Origin of the sequence: Vibrio sp. Isolate23 (assembly GCF_022398095.1) — a bacterium.
GTDB classification, from domain to species: Bacteria; Pseudomonadota; Gammaproteobacteria; order Enterobacterales; family Vibrionaceae; genus Vibrio; species Vibrio coralliilyticus_A.
The window spans coordinates 1,517,670-1,537,582 of the sequence record NZ_JAKEUV010000001.1; the positions used below are offsets into that span (position 1 = coordinate 1,517,670).

The 19,913-nt window shown below is 42.5% G+C and carries 21 protein-coding genes; 10 read left to right on the plus strand and 11 right to left on the minus strand.

Translation table 11 applies throughout. The annotated features are described in order from the left end of the window. Positions 1–3 precede the first annotated feature (3 nt). The gene (cueR, locus tag L1D31_RS06845; protein WP_239836295.1) at positions 4–390 is read right to left on the minus strand and encodes a Cu(I)-responsive transcriptional regulator; all 387 of its coding nucleotides are present in this window, start codon (positions 388–390) and stop codon (positions 4–6) included. Between the two features lie 164 nt (positions 391–554). Continuing rightward, on the minus strand, positions 555–2,162 hold the full coding sequence (locus L1D31_RS06850) for an EAL domain-containing protein (RefSeq protein ID WP_239836296.1): 1,608 nt from the start codon (positions 2,160–2,162) through the stop codon (positions 555–557). A gap of 269 nt (positions 2,163–2,431) precedes the next feature. On the opposite strand from L1D31_RS06850, the gene L1D31_RS06855 reads away from it, so the two are divergent. From L1D31_RS06855 to L1D31_RS06865, 3 genes are all read left to right on the plus strand, one after another. Beyond that, entirely contained in the window at positions 2,432–3,625 is a 1,194-nt protein-coding gene (locus tag L1D31_RS06855; RefSeq protein ID WP_239836297.1) for an acetate/propionate family kinase, read from the plus strand. Between the two features lie 712 nt (positions 3,626–4,337). After that, positions 4,338–4,964, plus strand: a complete 627-nt coding sequence (locus L1D31_RS06860; RefSeq protein WP_239836298.1) for a hypothetical protein — start codon at positions 4,338–4,340, stop codon at positions 4,962–4,964. 376 nt (positions 4,965–5,340) lie between these two features. After that, entirely contained in the window at positions 5,341–6,102 is a 762-nt protein-coding gene (locus L1D31_RS06865; protein WP_239836299.1) for an EndoU domain-containing protein, read from the plus strand. A 162-nt stretch (positions 6,103–6,264) separates the two neighbouring features. Here the strand turns inward: L1D31_RS06865 and L1D31_RS06870 are convergent, their stop codons facing one another. The 5 genes from L1D31_RS06870 to L1D31_RS06890 all read right to left on the minus strand — a co-directional run bounded on the left by L1D31_RS06870 (position 6,265) and on the right by L1D31_RS06890 (position 10,240). Beyond that, on the minus strand, positions 6,265–6,603 hold the full coding sequence (locus L1D31_RS06870; RefSeq protein WP_239836300.1) for a cytosolic protein: 339 nt from the start codon (positions 6,601–6,603) through the stop codon (positions 6,265–6,267). An 85-nt stretch (positions 6,604–6,688) separates the two neighbouring features. Further along, complete coding sequence (locus tag L1D31_RS06875; protein WP_239836301.1) at positions 6,689–6,910, minus strand: hypothetical protein; 222 nt, start codon at positions 6,908–6,910, stop codon at positions 6,689–6,691. A gap of 166 nt (positions 6,911–7,076) precedes the next feature. After that, positions 7,077–7,562 carry a hypothetical protein gene (locus L1D31_RS06880; protein ID WP_239836302.1) on the minus strand — a complete coding sequence of 162 codons (486 nt, stop codon included), beginning with the start codon at positions 7,560–7,562 and terminating at the stop codon, positions 7,077–7,079. Beyond that, positions 7,559–8,677: a cytochrome c peroxidase gene (locus tag L1D31_RS06885; RefSeq protein WP_239836303.1), complete on the minus strand. Its 1,119-nt coding sequence runs from the start codon at positions 8,675–8,677 to the stop codon at positions 7,559–7,561. Before L1D31_RS06885 ends, L1D31_RS06880 begins: the two co-directional genes overlap by 4 nt. A gap of 51 nt (positions 8,678–8,728) precedes the next feature. Then, positions 8,729–10,240: a lytic polysaccharide monooxygenase gene (locus L1D31_RS06890; RefSeq protein ID WP_239836304.1), complete on the minus strand. Its 1,512-nt coding sequence runs from the start codon at positions 10,238–10,240 to the stop codon at positions 8,729–8,731. Positions 10,241–11,001: 761 nt separating this feature from the next. Here L1D31_RS06890 and L1D31_RS06895 point away from each other — a divergent pair. Then, positions 11,002–11,703 (plus strand): transporter substrate-binding domain-containing protein, encoded by a 702-nt coding sequence (locus L1D31_RS06895; RefSeq protein WP_239836305.1) that lies wholly within the window; start codon positions 11,002–11,004, stop codon positions 11,701–11,703. Positions 11,704–11,789: 86 nt separating this feature from the next. Here the strand turns inward: L1D31_RS06895 and L1D31_RS06900 are convergent, their stop codons facing one another. Next, positions 11,790–12,428: an NAD(P)-dependent oxidoreductase gene (locus tag L1D31_RS06900; protein WP_239836306.1), complete on the minus strand. Its 639-nt coding sequence runs from the start codon at positions 12,426–12,428 to the stop codon at positions 11,790–11,792. Positions 12,429–12,553: 125 nt separating this feature from the next. On the opposite strand from L1D31_RS06900, the gene L1D31_RS06905 reads away from it, so the two are divergent. Then, positions 12,554–13,444, plus strand: coding sequence for a LysR family transcriptional regulator (locus tag L1D31_RS06905; protein WP_239836307.1), 891 nt, complete (start codon positions 12,554–12,556; stop codon positions 13,442–13,444). A gap of 49 nt (positions 13,445–13,493) precedes the next feature. Here L1D31_RS06905 and L1D31_RS06910 read toward each other — a convergent pair whose 3' ends face one another. Next, entirely contained in the window at positions 13,494–15,044 is a 1,551-nt protein-coding gene (locus tag L1D31_RS06910; protein WP_239836308.1) for an alanine/glycine:cation symporter family protein, read from the minus strand. Between the two features lie 482 nt (positions 15,045–15,526). On the opposite strand from L1D31_RS06910, the gene L1D31_RS06915 reads away from it, so the two are divergent. Both L1D31_RS06915 and L1D31_RS06920 read left to right on the plus strand, forming a co-directional pair. After that, a complete protein-coding gene (locus L1D31_RS06915; protein ID WP_239836309.1) occupies positions 15,527–15,778 on the plus strand; it encodes a DUF6482 family protein in 252 nt (83 codons plus the stop codon). Positions 15,779–15,943: 165 nt separating this feature from the next. After that, on the plus strand, positions 15,944–16,195 hold the full coding sequence (locus tag L1D31_RS06920) for a hypothetical protein (RefSeq protein WP_006960822.1): 252 nt from the start codon (positions 15,944–15,946) through the stop codon (positions 16,193–16,195). Between the two features lie 63 nt (positions 16,196–16,258). Here L1D31_RS06920 and L1D31_RS06925 read toward each other — a convergent pair whose 3' ends face one another. After that, complete coding sequence (locus L1D31_RS06925) at positions 16,259–16,954, minus strand: pirin family protein (protein WP_239836310.1); 696 nt, start codon at positions 16,952–16,954, stop codon at positions 16,259–16,261. Between the two features lie 24 nt (positions 16,955–16,978). After that, positions 16,979–17,422: a DoxX family protein gene (locus L1D31_RS06930; protein WP_082314607.1), complete on the minus strand. Its 444-nt coding sequence runs from the start codon at positions 17,420–17,422 to the stop codon at positions 16,979–16,981. A 335-nt stretch (positions 17,423–17,757) separates the two neighbouring features. On the opposite strand from L1D31_RS06930, the gene L1D31_RS06935 reads away from it, so the two are divergent. Genes L1D31_RS06935 through L1D31_RS06945 form a run of 3 tightly spaced genes read left to right on the plus strand, consistent with a single transcriptional unit; the run spans position 17,758 to position 19,901 of the window. Then, positions 17,758–18,351: a LysE family translocator gene (locus tag L1D31_RS06935; protein WP_239836311.1), complete on the plus strand. Its 594-nt coding sequence runs from the start codon at positions 17,758–17,760 to the stop codon at positions 18,349–18,351. 16 nt (positions 18,352–18,367) lie between these two features. Next, positions 18,368–19,180, plus strand: a complete 813-nt coding sequence (locus L1D31_RS06940) for an AraC family transcriptional regulator (protein ID WP_239836312.1) — start codon at positions 18,368–18,370, stop codon at positions 19,178–19,180. 10 nt (positions 19,181–19,190) lie between these two features. Continuing rightward, the gene (locus tag L1D31_RS06945) at positions 19,191–19,901 is read left to right on the plus strand and encodes an AraC family transcriptional regulator (RefSeq protein ID WP_239836313.1); all 711 of its coding nucleotides are present in this window, start codon (positions 19,191–19,193) and stop codon (positions 19,899–19,901) included. Positions 19,902–19,913 lie beyond the last annotated feature (12 nt).

Genomic DNA, 19,913 nt, shown 5'->3' on the forward strand with positions numbered 1-19,913 from the left:
AGTCTACTTGGTCAGATCTTCAATAATAGGACATTCACTGCTTTCATTACCAGGACAGGCATTCACCCAGCCTTTCAATTGCTTTTCAATTTCTTTCAATTCCCGAATTTTGATTTCCACCTCTTTTAGCTTTTCCTGAGCTTTCGCTTTTACTTCACTGCTTTTCCGTTTTGGGTTGTGGGCGAGTTCGACAAATTCTTTACACTCCGCCAGTGAAAAGCCGGCATTTTTGGCTCTTGAAACCAAGTTAAGCTCTTGAACATGCTGTTCATTATATTCTCGATAACCTGCTTCACTGCGGCTAGGGGAAGAAATGACGCCTTTTTCCTCGTACAGGCGAATGGACTTACTGGATAATCCGGTAAGTTTCGCTACTGAGCCTATATTCATGGGGAACCTCTGCCAATGGGTAAGTTGTTCGCATCGAAATTTCATGATCAGTTTTACTACTTTCAGACTTTTAGGCCAATCGTTTTATGGCAGTCAAAAGGAAAAGCTTACCGTGGAAAATGAAAGGTAGGTAGAAATGGTGGGTAAAATTTCTGGGCTCTCCCTTACGTTTCCTCCGCTAATTCAATGATATGAGGGGGATTATGATTGTGAGTCCAACGGATGACCTCATCGATTTTTAACGCTGGGCTATACAGAAAGCCCTGAATATAGTCGCAGCCGTAATGCCTTAATAGTTCGAGAACGCTGTTATCTTCAACCCCTTCAGCGACGACGGTATAGCCGAGGCCATGAGCCAATGCGATGGCATTTGAGACAATCGAGCTGTTACGCTGATTGGTTTCTAGTTGATACAAAAAAGATCGATCAATTTTTATCTGATCAACGGGTAAGTCTCTGAGCAGCGAGAGGGAAGAATAGCCCGTTCCGAAATCGTCTAAGCTGATCTTGAAGCCGAGAATTTTGAGGCTTTCTAGTAATTCTTCAGGGCTTCTTAAACGATTAATTGCTGTGCTTTCTGTTATTTCCAGAATGAGGTTTTCTGTGATATCGGGGTATATCTGAATCAACTTTTCAAGATGCCTTTTGAGGTTATTTCCCATGAGATCTTTCGCAGATAAGTTGATATGTACAGGGCATCGAATATTCTCAGACTTTAGCTTTTCGATATCGGTAGACACCTGATTAAGGACCCAGCTAGTAATGGAGGTGATTTTGTTACTTTGTTCTGCAATAGGAATGAATTCGACCGGACTCATCACGGTACCATCTTCTTTTTGCCAGCGGATTAGTGCTTCGTAGCCAGAAACAATCGCGCTTTTCCCGCACAGGATTGGCTGGTAATAGATACAAAACTCGTCATTAAGAAGTGCAGCATCAATTTCGCGAGTGATGCGCAGTTTTTTCTTGGCTCCTTGGCTCATTTTATCGTCATAGCACGCAAACAAGCGACCAGACTTTTTGGCCCAATACATAGCAACATCAGCGGTATTAATGATTTGTTCTGCGTCTTCTCCGTGTCTTGGAAATTCGCTTAAGCCAATAATTGCACCGGTGCTCAACTCAAAACCGTCTATACAAAAGGGTTTGCGCAGTTCTGTATCAATACGCTTAGCCAATACTTTTGATGCGGATTCACTGCTATTTGGACAAATAAGAACAAATTCATCACCACCAATTCTGGCAATGAAATCTTCTTTACGCAGCAGAGATGAAATTCGTTGGCCGATTTGAATCAATAACTGATCACCACAGAAGTGACCCATTCCATCATTAACTTGCTTGAAATTCACGATATCAAGCAGCATCAAATCAAAGGGGGTATCGGACTCAATTAAGAACTCAATTGTTTCTATACAGTGTTTTCGGTTGGGGAGTGTGGTGAGTGAGTCGTGAAGCGCATTGTGCTTTTCTTCGTCGGCTAGAACATGGAGTTGGTTGATGCTTTGTAAACTGTAGGTGGTCACCATATACACGAAAATGCTACCACAAAAAAGAATGATGCAGAGGCCAAATAATACAGGAGTAACAATAGGATCATAAAAAATAGCTACTAAAACAAAGGTATAGCCGGCGACGAAACCAAGAATTAAGTAGCTTAAAACCTGCCAGCCTAAGTGCTTTGTCTTCCGACAAACTTTATTAGCGGGAACGTACCCCGCTAATAGAATGATGATGCCTGAAATGACCAGAACAATAGATAAAGTCGTCACTAGTTAGACCATAAGGAACAGGTTTGGGTAAACTCGCAAAAGTGTCACTCTGTTAATAGAGTTTAGGCTTGGATTTCATATTTATAAAACTAACATTAAATTTATGGCTAGAAATAAAGCGTAAGTTGCGTTAGATCAACAAAAAATCGTTTCCTACAGGTCCTTTTTTAAAATAAAGTTGAATCATTAAAAAAATATTGAATAATGTAAGGCACACAAAAAGAAGCACTTTGCTTCCAAAATTCAGTCTGAAACAGGATACATACTCCATGTCTAACTCGTTTGTGCTGGTTATTAACTCTGGTAGCTCTTCTCTTAAATTTGCGGTGATCGACTCCATTACAGGTGACGCTGTTATCACAGGCTTAGGAGAGTGTTTTGGGCTCTCTGAAGCAGTCATTGGCTGGAAGTATAAAGGTGAGAAGACAGAAGAGGCCATCACTGCTCCAGACAATCATCATCAACACGCAATTAACCGAATTGTTAGCCTGATGGAGTCATTAGGTTTGACAAACGATCTAGTTGCTGTGGGACACCGTATTGTGCATGGTGGCGAGAAATTCACCTCCACAGTTCGTATTAATGACGAAGTTCTAGCAGAAATTGAAAGCTTGTCTGATCTGGCACCGCTCCACAACCCAGCAGGCGCAAAAGGGATTCAAGCAGCCATGCAAGCATTCCCAAGCCTTCCTCAATTTGCTGTTTTTGACACGGCATTCCACCAAACTATGCCTCAGAAGGCATTTACTGGTGCGATTTCTAACGAACTGTATAAAGAATATGGCATCCGCCGATACGGTTTCCACGGCACTAGTCACTATTTTGTAAGCCGTGAAGCAGCCAAAATGCTAAATAAACGTGTGGAAGAGTCGAGTTTTATCTCTGTTCACTTGGGTAACGGAGCCTCGGTCTGCGCGATCAGCAACGGTCAGTCTGTTGATACATCAATGGGCTTTACACCATTAGCCGGTTTGATGATGGGAACTCGCTCTGGGGACCTTGACCCAGGAATAATTGAGTTTCTAATGAAAAAAGGCTGGAGCCAAGAGAAGGTGTTTGAGACTTTGAATAAGAAGTCTGGTTTCTTGGGGGTTTCTGGTTTGACGTCTGATGCGCGCGGTATTTTAGAAGCAATGGAAAAGGGACACGAGGGGGCTAAACTTGCTTTTGAAGTCTTCACTTATCGTGTTGCCAAGTACATTGGCTCATATTTGATTCCGCTGAATGCGTTAGATGCGATTATTTTCACCGGCGGTATTGGTGAAAACTCACTACCTATTCGCCGTGAAATACTGAACAACCTCAAGTTACTTGGCTTTATTGAAGACGATCAGGGCAACGAAGATGCCCGTTTTGGACGCGCAGGTATCATTGCAAAATCAGACATGCTTAATGCGGTTGCTATGGTTATTCCAACCAATGAAGAATTTGTGATTGCCCAACAATCGGTAGAATTGCTGTAATATATAACAAAACAGATAGTTAAAAAGCGAGCCTCGTGCTCGCTTTTTTGATCTTATATGGTTAGATATAAGCTAAGCAGCGCTTGACGCCACACTAGTTACTGCTCTATTGATTTCTGAAATTCACTTTGTGCCCTTAGGTCAGCAAGGTTCATATTGACTTGTTTTTGCCCCTAAATGAGTTGCAATAAGCATCAGAGCGAATGGAGGACAAAAGACCAAACCTGACTCTTGCCATTTTTTTTGCTTTCAAAGCTATTTAGCAATTGCTTATGATGTGTACCAATGGCTGAGGCATCCGAGATGTGATATTGATGAGCGTATTTAATGATATAAATCGTGATTTAAATCATTAATATATCGAGTTTATAAAAATTAACTAATTCTACTGTACATATAACAGGTACCCTTAACGTTTGTAGCTTCAATTTTGAAGCAATCTTTCATATAGATTGGTCAGGTGAAGTATTTGGACAAAATTGATAAAGAATGGGGATGTGCTTATTCTCGTTACCACGACGGCAGCAACGTCAAAACATGTATTGTGGCAGTTTCCGGTTTAGAAAAGATCTCTGAAAAACTAACTTCGGCAGTGCTTGACTTGTCAAAGTGACTTTTTTGTTAGTGAAATCGTCAGATTGTCTTACTGGGAATTATAAGCTACTGAAAATATGGTTATCATCCTTGTTATTTATCATTAAAGCCTACTCCTATGAGATATAAATCGAAACGTTTAGAACCAGAAGTAAGACAAAAAACCGCAAGAGAACGTGCCGCACACCAACGCCTAGAACGCAGGGCTGAATTAACGTCTGATGAAACTGATGAGAAACGATGGGCTGATAATAGAAGGCGGGCTATCGCTAAGTGTGAGAAAGCAGCACAGCAAAAAGAAAGTCGTAAATCTTGCCTTGATGAAGTACTTAATCTGCTGGGAAAAACACGCAACGATTTCAAGTCTTCTATCCCTAAGGGGCCTAATAGTAAATATTATCGAGGTGATGTGTTTGCCTTGAGTTTACCAGACTCTTACCCAAATCTTGATGAGCGTATGAGTTCGATCATTAAGCACACTTCAAGAACTAGCGGGAGTGCTGGAGAAGTTCAATCCTTTACTTCTAATGTGTATGTCGCTCATAGGTTTGCACAAAGTAGAGGGGGAACTGTTCATACGGTTGACGCTTCAGATGGTATTTTTATGTCAGCTGCGGATATTATTTATGCTCATGGTGACCGGTTAGTTGAATTAGGCCATATTCAAGCGGGGACTTTGAGGGCGGCTGTTGAACATTTCTATCAGGATGGTGAGTCTGAGTATTTTTGGATGGGACGTCGTTAAAGTAAACACTCCATGAAGCAACGAGGCTACAATGCACTTGACCGTGTAGTCATAGGGAATTTCATTGACTGTAAAGCATTGCGCTCTCATTAGCGGTTTAATGGCGCGTTCAGCTCGATTGTTGTCGAGAGATAAGTGACCATCGTCTAGCGGACTAAGCCGGAACCCCGAAAATGCCGAATTCCTAAGATTAAGAATTTCACACAAGCAATCGTGCACGAATAAAGCTCCTTTGGGGCCTTTCTTTTGAGTGGCGAACCAGAGCCTTATGAATATCTATGTGATAATCTGCTCCAAATCAAGTATGGGTAGGAGATATGTAGTGGCCCAAAAATACAGTATGACCTCTAATAGATAATCAAAAAGGGAAATAAACATGAAATTAGCAATATCATCATTGGCTCTTCTTTTCACAGCCATCAATGTTCACGCCCAGCAAGTCCCATTTTTTGATGATGACCCTAATACGGCTTTCGCTCCTGAATATACATTTAAAAACAAACCCATTGATAAAGACGTACTTAGAATATGTGGAGAATGGGGAAGTGGTGTATCTGAACAGGACCTACAATCTTTATTTGAAAATTATCCAGATATCACAAAGAAACTGCTATCTATTGATAAATCTTTAAACATAGAGAAGCTCGTAACATTGTGGACCAAGAATGATGGGTTTGACCATATATTCTGTGGAGAGAGAGAAAGTGACGGTAGTCTTGGCGGGTTACATTATGCCCCAAGATATAAAGAACTATACGAAATGGGCGTCATTTCTATGTGTCCACCAAACAATGATAAATGTTTTGGTTCGGGCAATGAGGTTGTGCCGGAAAAAGGTATCTACTCAATTCCTACGAGCTATCTCAACAATGAAAGCAAATGGAAGTTGAAGCCTGTCAACGGTTACAACATGGAAATGAATGCAGATGAAATTCTTTATCAAGCCACCAAAGGTTACTTTGACCTAGCGGATAGAAGGAGTTGTTTCCATAAAATCCCACAAACCAATGACCATCCTGAACACTACGCAGTGATTGTTAGTGTAAAGGGCGATGAGATCACTACTTTTTACTCAGTAGGTCCAAATGGTCGAAAGGCAAATTCTCAACGTTACGGTACTAGTTACTGTGAAAAATAAGACCGTATAGAATCACTCTTAATGTGGGCCAGTAAGGATTCAATCTGTCAGTCCAAAATGACGATGTAATCAAATCTGACAGATTGTTCTAATCCCTCTTATATACCATACTAGGGGAACAGATCCTCACTTAACCGCAGCTTTCAACTTTCCGAATGGTTGTTAGTCAAGTCGGGTAATAAAGGTTTGTTCGTCATCCACAAAAGCGACAAAGCCGCCGTGATAGATAAACACTCGTCCACGCCCTTCAACTAGGCAGGCAAGTTGTGGGTTCAAATCTTCTTCGTTATCTTGGCTTTGAAACGTACCGGTATCTGTGACTACGCCGCTGAGTTTGGGCAAATATCCATAAATACGCTTGGCTTGGTCAATCAGGTTCAATTCACTCGCAGTAGAGAAGTAAGAGGGGATTGCCCCGGCTTCTTCGATGAATATGGTTTTCAGTTCTTCAAAAGCGGTAATCACCAGCCAGTCAATGTCGTTAATGCGATGGATAAACATAGAATTTCTCGATAGTACTAATATGGAGATTTTATCATTATCAGGGGAGGGCATAGTAGAGATTTAACTGATAAAGGCGGAAACCTTATGGCTGTTCATCAGTATGAGATTCATTCGAAGCATTATCTGTTTCTTTACTTAGCATGAGAGAAGGCAGAATCATGGCGATCTCACGAGGAAGTGGAACCTTAATGTTTAGGCGTGAGAACAATCGAACTTTACTAGCCGCTGTTTTGTTCTTTGAGGGGACTTCCTCCTTGTTAACGTTAGCATTCGATTTTCTGTCTTTCTTGTCATTAGTCGCCATTGATGTTCCCTGCCATTATGAAATTAGTCTCTCTTCAGTAAAGTACAAATTCTGATTCTTTTCTATCTTCAGCAACTATTTAAAATGATTAGATTTTGTTATCACCCAGCTATCAGTTTTAGTGGTTGTCATATTCGCAATAATGCGCTCAAAGCGTACTGTGTTATCAGCGATCTTGTTCTTGGTAAATCTTTAATGTGATCGTTTCATTAGGTGTGCCTACAACTTTGACTGGGTAGCTACCCCATTCATGAGTGTTTATGTGAGTGATGGTCATATCTGGTTGTTCGCATTGCTGGTTAGTAATGTTTTGCCCCGTTGTATCCGCGTCTTTCATTTCTATATTTATTCCCGTGCTGTGGAAGACAACGAGCTTTTCATCCCAATTCTCAACAGATAGATTTAGGTAAGCTTGTCCATCATTATTGAGTTTAAGTGTGATCGATAAGGGAGTGGAAACGCTCAAGCTTTGTTGAGCGGCTTCATCGGGCGACTGTGCCGTTTCAAATGTGTTGGTTGGTAGCTCACATAGGGCACGATATTCTTTAGCAAAATATTGGTTGCGTGCTGAATTCATATCGGCAAGGGCTTGAGGGCTAATAAGCGCGATAGCGGTTGTCAGGCTGATGAATATTGGGCGTGTTAGTATCATCTTAATATTGTTTCCGATTGTTGTTGGTGTAGGCATGATGGTGTTGAATTTTGCTCATTCTTAGTACTAACAGAGGAGCCGAATGGTGAATTAAATGGATAGCGTGTCCAGTCTTGGTCGATAGATAACGAGCGAAGAAAAGCAATGAGCGCTTTTTTCTCATTGGTCGTTATATTAAATCCATTAATTAGAGTACTTTTGGCCGGGTGATGGTAACCATCGCCCTTATTCGGCCCATAGCTAAGTTTTCTTCCACCTCTGGCATAACTCTCTATGACGGACTCCAATGATTGGAAGCTACCGTCATGTCCCCAAGGCCCAGTGTTTGATACATTGATTAAAGAAGGAATGCGAAACTTCCCATCGTCCTCCCATCGTTTTGTATATTGCCTTACCCCAGGCTCACCAATAGGGTAGGAGAGCATCCCATTTTTGTTAGGTACCCCGTAGAGACCCGTATTTTGATAATGGCTTAGGGTATTTACAGGTTGATTCAGCAAGGGGCCGCCATGACAGGCTGAGCAGTTGAGTTTGTCACTATAGAAGAGCTGCAGGCCATGTTGCTCCTGTTGTGTTAGGGCTGTGATATCTCCATCTCTATACCGTAGGTAGCGTGACTCTTGGCTAGTGATCAGCGTTAAGTACTGCTTTAGAGCCCGTACTATGCGCTCTACGCTGATGTTTTCATCACCAAATGAACGCTCAAACATCGATGGATAACAGCTGTCTTGAGCTATCCGTGAGATCAACTTTTTCGGTGTTATACCCATTTCGATGGGGTGAGTCGAAAACATTGGGTTGGTGATCGCAGTATCGATCATCTTGCGAGTGGGATCGGCCTGAGAAAAGTGAGTAAAGAGAGATACATTGAGCAGTGAAGGAGTATTTAGCGTGCTGTGGTTGCCATTAATGTCGATGGTTTTCGTAAATGTGTTACTCCAGCCATGTGTGGGTGAGTGACAAAGTGCGCAGCTTCTGTTCTCTTTGACGGATAACCGAGTATCAAAAAATAGATGACGGCCTAGCTCTTGTATTGCACTAATCGGCTCCTCTGCGAAGGTGACACTAGGTAAAAGCAAAAGTAGAGCCAATAAGACGTTGAAGTAATACGACATAGAAAACTTACAAAACTAGGCCACCTAAATATAGATGGCCTTTGATTGACTTTAATCTAGCTTACGCCACTGTTGATCGACCCAGTTAGGGTCACTGGCAACACCAGGTAAGAACGCTTCGTCGTTACAGTGTGCAGCCCAGTCGCCGAAACATTCGTAGATACCTTCGCCTTCAAACTTCACCACGTCACCGGCCACGTAGCTGCCAAAGCCTTCTGGGTATAGGTAGTCATACTCAATCTCGCCTTGTTCTTCAACAACGGAGAATTCGTATGCGGCTTGTTCAGTAGAACCATCAACCTGACTAAGAATTCGAACGCTATAGTTTCCTAATGCATTGACTTCAAAAGATGCAGGCTGCTCTGTTGTTCCTTTGATGATTTGTTCTGGTTTCTCACCGCCAACGGTTCTCAATGTCGCTGTGTATGAGTAAACATCTTGTTTGCCATTGATAACAGTGACCTCAACAGGAATAGAAAGAGTTTCGCTAGGTGCTAACTCATACTCTGCTTCTTTGTTTGACCACTCTATAGAGGTGTCATTGGCATCCTGATCGACTTTTTCAATCAAGTGTGACCAATTCTCGTTGGTGTAGTAGATATTATTCTCTGATGGGTTGTCACTGATGATCACTTCATCTTCATCGTTTAATACACCGACTTGCACATATTGTGAAATAGTCTGATTACTGTTGATGGACTCTGCTAAGTCAATCTTCCAAAGATCGTTTTTTTCGTTCTCAGGCGTAATATCCTGTAAGACTTCGAAATCTTCATAACCTTCATACATCAAACGAGCCTTGACTTGGTCTCCAGAAGCGACGTCGATTGTTTCCGTTGCAAACTCTTCACTTTTCACCCATGGTGACTCGTCTGGCCCCGGTTCGTGGTCACCGACTATAACGTTGGCACAGCTATAAAAGGCTTCTGGGCTGTCCCATACATCTTGAGGCGGCTCTCCTAAAACTTCATGAGCTTTATGATTTGGGTTAGGGCGTTGCCAAACTTGGTAGATAATGTGTTTGCCCGTTTTGCCTTCTGGCCATTTTACCTTGTATTTAATGACCTGATCAGGTAAACCTCCTTTACCGTCAATAACGGTAAGCCTTTCCAAGTCTGCCCAAGTCAACCTATCCGTATCGGGATTAAAGCCGTCACGAGTGACGAAAAGATCCCAATACCATGTTTTGTGTACTGCTGTGTGCATATAGGTGATTTCAAATTCGCCATTTTCGTCCAGCTCAATTTCAGTGGCGTATCGGTTAGCACTTGGGATATCAAGTACTGAGTAATCGCCACCTTTAGAAGCTGAACATAGCTCTTCGTCTTTGATGACTGCTTGGTGATCGCCAGCAGCACTGCCGCTATTAATCTCATTTTTTTGATTTTCGACAGTGCTATTACACAAGCTTGGATCTGTGGTTGTGTTTTCGTAACAGCTATTCGCATAATCTTGTGGTGAGACCATATAGCCATGAGCTGACACAGGGGTGACATAAACACTGCTCAGTGCCGCAGTGAGTAAACTCAGCTGCAATACTGTATTTTTCTTATTGATTTTCATTAGGTGTATCCTCTTGTTGTCATAACCTAGAACTGAAAATAGTACGGGTTTAATAAGTTACTTATCTAATTGCTCGATAGTTAAATTTATAAAACTAAACGATGTGAATTACTTTTATTAACGGTATAAATATATCGATGATATTTTAAAATGTAATTGTGATTTATTTAAATTTTCAATAATTAATATTTCAAGTGTTCATTATTGAATTGGTATTTGCGTGATTAATGCATTGTCAGAACTATATTCAGCTTGTTTTGTATACCCATACTCTTGGTGAACATTGTTTTTATGGCATAGGTCTCAGTCTAAGGCGTTAAGCTCAACTAAACAGACTTGTTCTTGTTATATATTTTGACGTTATTAACGTAGGTTGCTTTTGTATCCAAAAAATTAAACTCTCGAATACTTTTGGCAGTTATTTTTTATTTTATATAAATTTACATATTCCTATTCAAGTTTTATTTCTGATTTTCCATCTCAGAGAAGAAAGTGGTTTTTTATAAAAACAAAATTTGAATGGATGTCACGTAAATAATTTAATCTTGCATTCGTTTAATATGTATTGGAGTAAAACTGAGCGCAGTTTTTCACCCGTTCATTGCCATCTCGATAGACTATAGTGTGGAATTTAAGCTGATACTCAACAAGTCCAATATTGGTTTAACTTTGCATGGTGTGTCAGTATGTAACCTATATAAATARCAAAAAGACATTTGCTATCTATACTTATATTAATTATTAAGAGATAACTGTTTGATATGATGACAAAACCCTTACTGATCACAGCATTAGTGTTCATTTTTATGAGTATGAAGACGCATGCTGCATACGATATGCATTTTTTCCTGCCAGATTTTCCGCCTTACACTATGGTTAATGATCAAGGACAGCCAGATGGAATTGGTCTTGAAAAGGTCTTACCGATCTTGTCGTCTATAGGAGTAAATTATACGGTAACAGTGTCATCAAACCACGGTAGAGCATTGTCTGAATTAAGAAAAGAGCGCTCTGATGGCTTCTTCATGGCCTCGAAAAACGAAGAACGGGATAAGTATGCGGTTTTTTCAGAACCCGTGATGATCAATCGTTGGGTTTGGGTGGTTAGAACCGAAGATATGAACGGATTTGATCCCCATAGTGATACCTTCAAAGCAAACGCCAAGGTAGCGAGTTTACTCAATACGAACACTTCTTATTGGCTCAAAAACCAAGGGTATCAAATCAGTCCGCCAGCGACCAATCCCTCAGGGTTAGTTGAAAAGCTGGATAACAAGGAGATTGATGCTTTTCTTGTTGCTGAGGTGGTATTTCTCCATGATGTGATCGATTTAGAAGGGTATGGTGTGGTTTTAGAAGAAGAAAAGGCTTTTGGCCTCTATGTCTCAAAACGTTTTCTAGAACAACACCCTGAGTTCATGGAAAAGCTTAATACAGCCATCCGGCGTTTTCGTTGGTTGTGAAAACTTTGTGATGAGTCAGTATTGGGGCTGTCGATATATCATCACTTTTATAAATGAAACAGGAGCCATGTAAGGCTCCTTTTTACTTAGTACGCAACACCAATACGTTGGTTTAGGTGCTTGGCTGACTCAAGTTCGTCGATCATAGCAACAGCATAATCAGCGACTGAGATTCGACTGTTGCCATCACTGTCTGTCAGCAGTGTGTCACCACCAATTCGGTAGGGGGACTGCTTCTCCCCAGGGAAAATATCTGCTGCAGGGCTAACGAAGGTCCAATTAATGGCACTTTCTAGAGAGCGAAATACCTCTAATGCTTCACCCATAGCGACCGCTTCAGGCTTATACTCGTCAGGAAATTCTGGAATAGTCACAAGCTTAACTCCCGGTGCAACTTCCAGAGAACCAGCGCCACCGACCCAAAGTAGTCGAGAAGCAGTAGATTGTGGCAATTGCGTCAGCAGAGTTTCTGCGGTTTTCGCGACGATGTCGTGATTACCCGCCGCTCGGCCGCCAATGGATGAAATCACCACTTCGGCACCATCAACTGCGGCGATGATATCAGAATTTTGGTCCAGTAAATCAAACTGTCGTGTTTCAACATTCTCTATTTCGAAGCCCGCTGGGTTTCTTACTAAAGCGATAACCTCATGCCCGCGCGCCTTTGCTTCATTTACGATGTGGCTACCGATCCAACCTGATGCACCTAAAACTGCAATTTTCATCTTCATATCTCCTGTCAGTAATTCAGTATTTCGTAACAACAAATGCAGTCTAATGGATACCTATCTAGCGATAAATGAGCGTATGTGATACACATTGCTTCAGTTTAAGTTACTAATGGTGATGTATGGATCGTTTAGTCGCAATAAGAAGTTTTGTTGAAGTCGTGAATGCTAAGAGCTTTACCAAGGCAGCAGAGTCACTAGATATCAGCCGGTTGCAGGTGTCTCGACATGTACAGGAGGTTGAAAGCTGGCTACAGCAGCGTTTATTGCATCGTACGACGAGAAAAGTCAGTTTAACTCACGCTGGTGAGCAGGCGTTTGTTCGATGTCAGCGCATTTTGGATGAAGCCGCTGCGTTGGAGTTAGACTCAATGAGTGGTAGAGAGGCTCTAGCAGGAACCATTAGGGTGGCTTCGCCGATTGGGTTTGCACAGAACCTGCTGATCGATAGAGTCCAAAATTTTGTGTCACGCCATCCACAAGTTGTTATCGATATATTGGCTTCGGATCAAAACTCAGAGCTGGTGGATGAGAGAGTGGATGTTGCATTGCGCTTCACTGATAAACCAGCGGACAACCTAATTGCTCGAAGGTTAATGGCAATTGATACGGCCATATGCGCATCGCAGGAGTATCTAAATGAATTTGGAGAACCTAAACACGCCGAGGAGTTAGCACGCCACAACTGTTTAACGCATTTAAATGCCAAAAACTGGTTGTTCGTTAAAGACAATAAAACGGTGGACGTTGCGGTATCGGGCAATGTTAGAGCGAACGATCTGAGTACTTTAGTGAGAGTTGCGGTTAATGGAAAGGGAGTGATTCGGTTACCGTGCGACTTAGCCAACCCATTAATAGAGAAAGGGGAGTTGATCTCCATTCTAAATGACTATCACTATCCAAGTTATGCGCTATGGGCGGTGTATTTGTCGCGAAGCTATCAGCAGCCCCTTGTACGACAGTTTATCGACTATCTGGTTGAATGTTGGCAAGAAGACATAAAACGAAAATAAAAAGCCCGGCGAAAGTGCCGGGCTTGAATTTCTTAGAGGCTGAGGTTACTTACTGCTCAACCGCTTCAGTCTGAGATTGCTTCTGCTGAACTTTGTACACTTTACCCGCATTGAATCGCTCTAGGTAATCAGCTAGATCGCGTTTCACTTCTGGAACCAGAATGTACAGACCAATAATGTTCACTAGTGCCATCGCGAAGATCATCGCATCAGAGAAGTCGATAACAGGGCCAAGGTTCATTGCTGCACCAATTACTACAAAGATACAGAATTTAACTTTGAAGATAAGCTCCGCTGTTTTGCTCTCACCGAATAGGTAAGTCCAAGCTTTAAGACCGTAGTAAGACCAAGAGATCATGGTAGAGAAAGCAAACAGAACAACGGCAATAGCAAGAATGTATGGGAACCAGCTGATCGCGCTGCCAAATGCTGCTGAAGTCAGTTCAACACCTGCTAGGCCTGTGTCTTTATCTAGGTAACCTGTGATGATGATAACTAGTGCAGTCATGGTACAAATTACAACGGTATCGATGAACGGTTCTAGCAGAGACACGAAACCTTCTGACATCGGTTCTTTTGTTTTAACTGCTGAGTGAGCAATAGCCGCAGAACCCACACCCGCTTCGTTCGAGAATGCAGCACGTTTGAAACCTTGGATAAGCACACCAATTACGCCACCAGCGATACCTTCACCAGTGAATGCTCCGTTAAAGATAGCGCCAAATGCGTCATCAATGCGGTCGAAGTTCATTAGGATGATGATAAGTGCCGCACCGACATAAATGGTCGCCATGAAAGGAACCACTTTCTCTGTCACTTTGGCGATAGACTTGATACCACCGATGATAACAATACCAACGATGACAGCTAGGATAAGACCAAACAACCAGCCTTTATCAGCAAAGAACGAAGCGTCGCCACCTGTTACACCTACTACCTGCTTGAACGCTTGGTTAGCTTGGAACATGTTACCGCCACCAAGAGAACCACCGATCGCAAACACAGAGAACAGAACTGCTAGGGTACGGCCAAATGCAGCGTTACCGCGTTTAGCTAGACCTTTGCTTAGGTAGTACATAGGACCACCAGAAACAGAACCGTCTGGGTTGGTGTTACGATATTTCACACCAAGAGCACATTCCACAAACTTACTAGACATACCAAGTAGGCCAGCAAGGATCATCCAGAATGTTGCACCCGCGCCACCGATAGAAACTGCGACCGCAACGCCAGCGATGTTACCTAGACCAACAGTACCAGACAACGCCGTAGTCAGTGCTTGGAAGTGAGATACCTCGCCATCTTCTTTGGCTTTTGGATCTGAGAATTTACCGGAGACTAATTGAACTGCGTGTTTGAACCCACGGAAGTTGATGAAGCCAAGGTAAAAAGTAAAGAAGCTTGCTGCAACAACCAACCAAAGAACGATCCAAGGCACCTGTACGTCTGTAAAAGGGAAAGGAATGGTCGAGAAGATCATACCTACAAATGGGTTGACGATAGGTGCAACGACTTCGTTGATTTTGTCATCCAAGTTGGATGCCGCAGCGCTACCCGCAAAAAGACTTGCCAAAACGGCAAGCGATATACGCTTTGTCATGCTTTTCCTGCCTATGCATTATGGTTTATATGAATATTATTTATATAGATGTTGTGTTTGTTACATGCGTGTAACAAATGGGTATTATTCATTTTATAAATAGGTCCGCAACATCTTTGGCGGAAAACTTGATCCAGCAAACAATTCTGATATTCGCTAACTCTAGACGGGTAAATTGAACTTCTTCACTGCTTTTTTTCTGAAAAGTGGAATTATTGATGATAATTCTGTTTTTAATGTGGTTGTTCATACTGTATTGAAGGCCAAAATATAAAACTGTGTGATTAAAGTTTGAACAGCAGACAAATTTGCGTTAAGGCCCATTGTAAGTGATTTGTGATGATTTATATTCTTTAGGTGAATATTGATTCAAAGTGTTTAACTAGCCACTTGTGAGTATTCACGAGGCCAATTCACTATGTGGTAATCAAAATTACTTTATCTCTCGTATAGGTTCCTAGGACACGAGAGGAGAATAAGGTATGGAACTTCAAACTGAATCATTGGAAGGCGGCATTTACTTGGCTTATTCGATCGATGTAGGCGATAGATTGCTTTTGCGCGATACCAATCAAAATCCGCTGAAATTTCGCAGTTTATCTCAAGCAAAAGAACACTTTAAAGACCAGCATTACCACAGTGCGTCATTGGTTCATCAGAGTGCTTACGATGAAATGTGCGGAGAGGATATAGGTTCCAGTCACTTTCTTAAAACCGGCCTAATGTGGTTCTAGAGAGGCCTTGCGAGCGGCGGGAACCGTGTAAAATGTGCCCGCTCTAGAGCTTATAGAACGCTGTCACTTTCTTGTCATACTCCGAGAGTATTTTTCCGACGGAATATCACCCTTAGCATGTTTTTTAGAATGATGTACGAGTGTTGTAGCCAGAAGTAGAAGAAAATGACAAGAAAGTTGAGTGAACTAGATGATGTGATCATCAAGAATCTTCAGGATAATGGATTTATCAAAAGCGAAGCTGAAGCGTATTTAAAGCGCAATGTGTATAAGCTGGAAAAGCACGAAGTGGATACGATTAAGAATTATGCGGAACATTTTGGTCTCAATGCAAAAGAGCGAATCATTGAAGATATTCTTGAGCTTCGCAGAGAGGCACTTATGCTAAAGCTCATATCGCAACCAGCTGCAATATAAGCCTAGATATCCAAAGCTTTTAAGCCTCAGAGATCTTACTCGCTCCGAGGCTTGATTACACAGCTAGGGGAGATCAAAGATTAGAGCAGTAACTGGTGCATCTCCCGAGTTTTTGAAAGAAACCGATGTGGTTGCCTCAACTTTTGCTCCGTCACCTGAGTGCAATACGGTACTATCGACGGTCAATTGTCCTTCTACTTGGTGGATGTAGACACTTCTGCCTTGTGTAATCTCATAGTCAATGTGTTGGCCAGCAGCCAAAATCAATTGTTGAAGAGAGGCATTCTGCTTTATATGCAAAGTGCCATTGCGACCATCGGGTGTTGCTATAGGCGTTAGCCCTTCCACTTTACCAAAGTCTTTCTGTTGATAGCCAGGTTCATTACCAAACGTGTTTGGTTGAATCCAAATCTGTAGAAATCGCAGCGTATCAGAGTCGGACGCATTGTATTCGCTATGATAAATTCCACGGCCAGCGGACATTAGCTGGAACTCTCCAGCAGGCAAGGTTTGAATATTGCCTTCGCTGTCTTTGTGCTCGATGGCGCCTTCTAAGACATAGCTGATGATTTCCATATCTCTGTGACCGTGTGTTGCAAAACCAGCACTTGGCTGAACGATATCGTCATTAATCACTCGTAAAGCAGAAAATCCCATGTGTTTTGGATCATAGTAATCACCAAAGGAAAACGTATGTTTACTATCCAGCCAGCCAAAACTTGCGCCGCCACGATCATCTGAGTGTCTAACTGTAATCATAATATTGCCCTCCAGTGTTCGATATTAAGCGAATTTCTTTGCGATAAATTGATCAACTGCTGCTTTGCCTGAACCTGATAATGCCAGTGATACACTCGCAGCCATAAGGGCTAGGCCAAACTCATAGCCGTTGTTAGACATGAAAAGTCCGTTCTCAAAGTGAACTGAGAAAATGGCGATAAGCATAGTAAATGCAAGAGCAATGGAAGCTGGACGTGTAAGAAGGCCAAGCAAAATGAAAAGACCACCAAAGAACTCAGCACTACCTGCTAAGAATGCCATTAGAATACCAGGCCCTAGACCGATAGATGCCATCCACTGACCAGTCCCTTCCAGCCCGTAACCACCAAACCAGCCAAACAGTTTTTGTGCTCCATGCGCCATAAAAATGATCCCAACTGGAATACGTAGCGCCAGAGCGCTGTAACCTGCTTTTGATTCTGTCAGTGTTTTCAGTAGAGCTTTCATAGTGTCATCCTCAAATTTTTCAAATTCATTGGTAGAGGGTTTATATCTTTCCCTCATTGGTTAAAACTGAGTTTAGGCGTTGATGAGGTGAGAAAAAATCGGAGAAAATTAACATACTCGTTCGAAATATTTGAATAACCGCGTTTTGGGAAAGGAGAGGCCAAGTTCTTAGGGGCTTTGGCAAGATTGGGTTGGCTACCGCAATGGTAAAGGTAATAGATGTTCTGGCTGCCTTGTTGCTATTTAGCCTGTTTCCAATGAGTGATGCTCTGCAATATCGTTCAATACTGTCTCTCTCCTAGTCGTTATCTTGGTGAAAAAGAGGAGATAACGAGATGGAAAATTTGATATTGGCGATGGTGGTGTTTGCATTTGTTGGAGCCGTGACACCTGGCCCGGTGAATCTGTTAGCGACAACCACTGCGGTAAATGATGGGCTAAGGGCGGCGTCCAAGCACGTTCTGGGCGCATCGATAGCGTATGCTGCTGTCGTGTTTGGTACCGGGCAGATGATGCAAACACTGGCTTCGACGTTACCGAAGCTTGAGTTTTGGATGCAGTTAGTTGGAAGTAGCTTCTTGTTTTACCTTGCTTACCAAATCTTTGCAGCGCCGGTACAAGGTGTCACTGTTCAACAAGGGAAGAGTTCCGGCTGGGTGACCGGAAGTTTGACTCAAATACTCAACCCTAAGGCATGGTTGGTAGCGATGTCCGGCGTAAGTCTTTATGTAATAGGGCAGGAAAATGAACATTATTCCTTGTGGCTCTTTACTCTGGTTTCATTATTAGTCTGTGTGATCGGGGTTGGCATATGGGCGATGATTGGCCGTGTTTTAGCGAATCGACTTGCAAATCCAAGAGCTCACCGCCAATTTAATAGATTCATGGCAATGATGTTATGCGCGTCTGTCGTGATGATTTGGCTCTGAATGCGATGGTGAGAGAATGAAGAAAGATAAAAGTGCGAGCTTCAAACAGAGTACGGTTCTTCCATGGATCGAGCTACGTGTCGCGAATCAGTCGACGGCATGTTATGACGCTCACTCCCATGATGAATTTTCATTTGGCATTATCAATCAGGGCCGTGCAGATTACCGAAATCGACGCAATACACATCAAATTGGGCAGGGGGATATCGTTACTATTAACCCTGCAGATATTCATTCGTGTAATCCACACCAAGGTACATGGTCCTATAGTATGTTGTTTGTTGATGCGCTGGAAATGGGTGAAATTCAGCGAGAAATGAGTTCGAATCAACGATATGACTACCTAGCTTTTGAAAACGATTTAGAGCGTCATCCGGAATTTCAGCAACGATATTTGACTCTTTTTTCCGCGCTTCAGAGCGAAGAAAATGTGTTGTTAGCTCAATCTTGTTTGTATGATTTTATTGAGCTTAGTTCTCGACAGAGAGTTGAACCGATGGCAAAGACCGGCTTGTCGAGTCTTGCGGTGGTGCGCGAGAAGTTAATGGATGAACTGAGTAACTCTCATTCCCTAGAAGCGTTAGCAGAGGAAGTGGGAATGAGCCGATATCAGCTTCTACGTGCTTTCAAGGACCAGTATGGGTTACCACCATACGCTTATCTTATGGATGAAAAGATCAAGCGTGCGAAAGTGATGCTCAAGTCTGGAGAAGATATTGTTGATGTTGCCAACAATCTAGGCTTCTCAGATCAAGCGCATTTTCAGCGACATTTTAAAAAGAAACTTGCTGTGACACCTAAGTTTTATCAGTCTCACTTTGTGGAGTGAACCCAGTCCGATGTTGGAAAACAATCTCACCATTCGAGCCTATACCCGTCAACGTAGAGGCCATGCTCATGAACATCATCAACTTGTGCTTCCTATTTTAGGTACCATCATTATTGAGCTGAAAGGCTATCAAGGAAAAGTGTCGGTCGGTGAGTGCGTGGTGATACAGGCCAACACTTTTCACCATTTTCGCGCTAAAGAGGCTGCGCGTTTCATTGTCGCTGATTTAAACACCATGCCAGAGAATTTGTTGAATATGGACACTCTGGTTTTTCCGATTTCTTCACCACTTCAGTCCTACCTAACATTTGTTGAATCTCAGCTTCAGCATCGGGTAACCCCTACCATCGAAGAGCCAATGGTCGACATGTTTATGAAGCTATTGGCGGAACAACAGGCCGGGCAGCAACTTGATCATAGGGTTAGAGCCGTGCTGCATCATATTGAGGAAGATCTAGCCAGAGAGATCACGGTTGATAACTTAGCTAAGGTCGCCTGTTTGAGTCCGACGCAGTTTAAAAAGATCTTCAAACAATCCACTGGATTAAGTGTCCTCCAATACGTGACCAAACAAAGAATGGAAAAAGCCAAGGCACTCCTCACGCATACGGATATCCCAGTTCAGCTTATTGCAGAGAGAGTAGGGTACGCTGACCTGTCGGCTTTTAGCCGTCGTTTTTCATCATCATTTGGGCTTTCTCCCCGAGAGCTACGCGGTTGATGAAATTGAGTC

Coding starts and splice junctions, on each gene's coding strand:
- L1D31_RS06895 (WP_239836305.1), top strand. CDS start 11,002: ATGATGACAAAACCCTTACTGATCACAGCATTAGTGTTCATTTTTATG.
- L1D31_RS06915 (WP_239836309.1), top strand. CDS start 15,527: ATGGAACTTCAAACTGAATCATTGGAAGGCGGCATTTACTTGGCTTAT.
- L1D31_RS06920 (WP_006960822.1), top strand. CDS start 15,944: ATGACAAGAAAGTTGAGTGAACTAGATGATGTGATCATCAAGAATCTT.
- L1D31_RS06880 (WP_239836302.1), bottom strand. CDS start 7,562: ATGATACTAACACGCCCAATATTCATCAGCCTGACAACCGCTATCGCG.
- L1D31_RS06860 (WP_239836298.1), top strand. CDS start 4,338: ATGAGATATAAATCGAAACGTTTAGAACCAGAAGTAAGACAAAAAACC.
- L1D31_RS06855 (WP_239836297.1), top strand. CDS start 2,432: ATGTCTAACTCGTTTGTGCTGGTTATTAACTCTGGTAGCTCTTCTCTT.
- L1D31_RS06870 (WP_239836300.1), bottom strand. CDS start 6,603: ATGTTTATCCATCGCATTAACGACATTGACTGGCTGGTGATTACCGCT.
- cueR (WP_239836295.1), bottom strand. CDS start 390: ATGAATATAGGCTCAGTAGCGAAACTTACCGGATTATCCAGTAAGTCC.
- L1D31_RS06885 (WP_239836303.1), bottom strand. CDS start 8,677: ATGTCGTATTACTTCAACGTCTTATTGGCTCTACTTTTGCTTTTACCT.
- L1D31_RS06940 (WP_239836312.1), top strand. CDS start 18,368: ATGAAGAAAGATAAAAGTGCGAGCTTCAAACAGAGTACGGTTCTTCCA.
- L1D31_RS06875 (WP_239836301.1), bottom strand. CDS start 6,910: ATGGCGACTAATGACAAGAAAGACAGAAAATCGAATGCTAACGTTAAC.
- L1D31_RS06925 (WP_239836310.1), bottom strand. CDS start 16,954: ATGATTACAGTTAGACACTCAGATGATCGTGGCGGCGCAAGTTTTGGC.
- L1D31_RS06930 (WP_082314607.1), bottom strand. CDS start 17,422: ATGAAAGCTCTACTGAAAACACTGACAGAATCAAAAGCAGGTTACAGC.
- L1D31_RS06865 (WP_239836299.1), top strand. CDS start 5,341: ATGAAATTAGCAATATCATCATTGGCTCTTCTTTTCACAGCCATCAAT.
- L1D31_RS06900 (WP_239836306.1), bottom strand. CDS start 12,428: ATGAAAATTGCAGTTTTAGGTGCATCAGGTTGGATCGGTAGCCACATC.
- L1D31_RS06905 (WP_239836307.1), top strand. CDS start 12,554: ATGGATCGTTTAGTCGCAATAAGAAGTTTTGTTGAAGTCGTGAATGCT.
- L1D31_RS06945 (WP_239836313.1), top strand. CDS start 19,191: ATGTTGGAAAACAATCTCACCATTCGAGCCTATACCCGTCAACGTAGA.
- L1D31_RS06890 (WP_239836304.1), bottom strand. CDS start 10,240: ATGAAAATCAATAAGAAAAATACAGTATTGCAGCTGAGTTTACTCACT.
- L1D31_RS06935 (WP_239836311.1), top strand. CDS start 17,758: ATGGAAAATTTGATATTGGCGATGGTGGTGTTTGCATTTGTTGGAGCC.
- L1D31_RS06910 (WP_239836308.1), bottom strand. CDS start 15,044: ATGACAAAGCGTATATCGCTTGCCGTTTTGGCAAGTCTTTTTGCGGGT.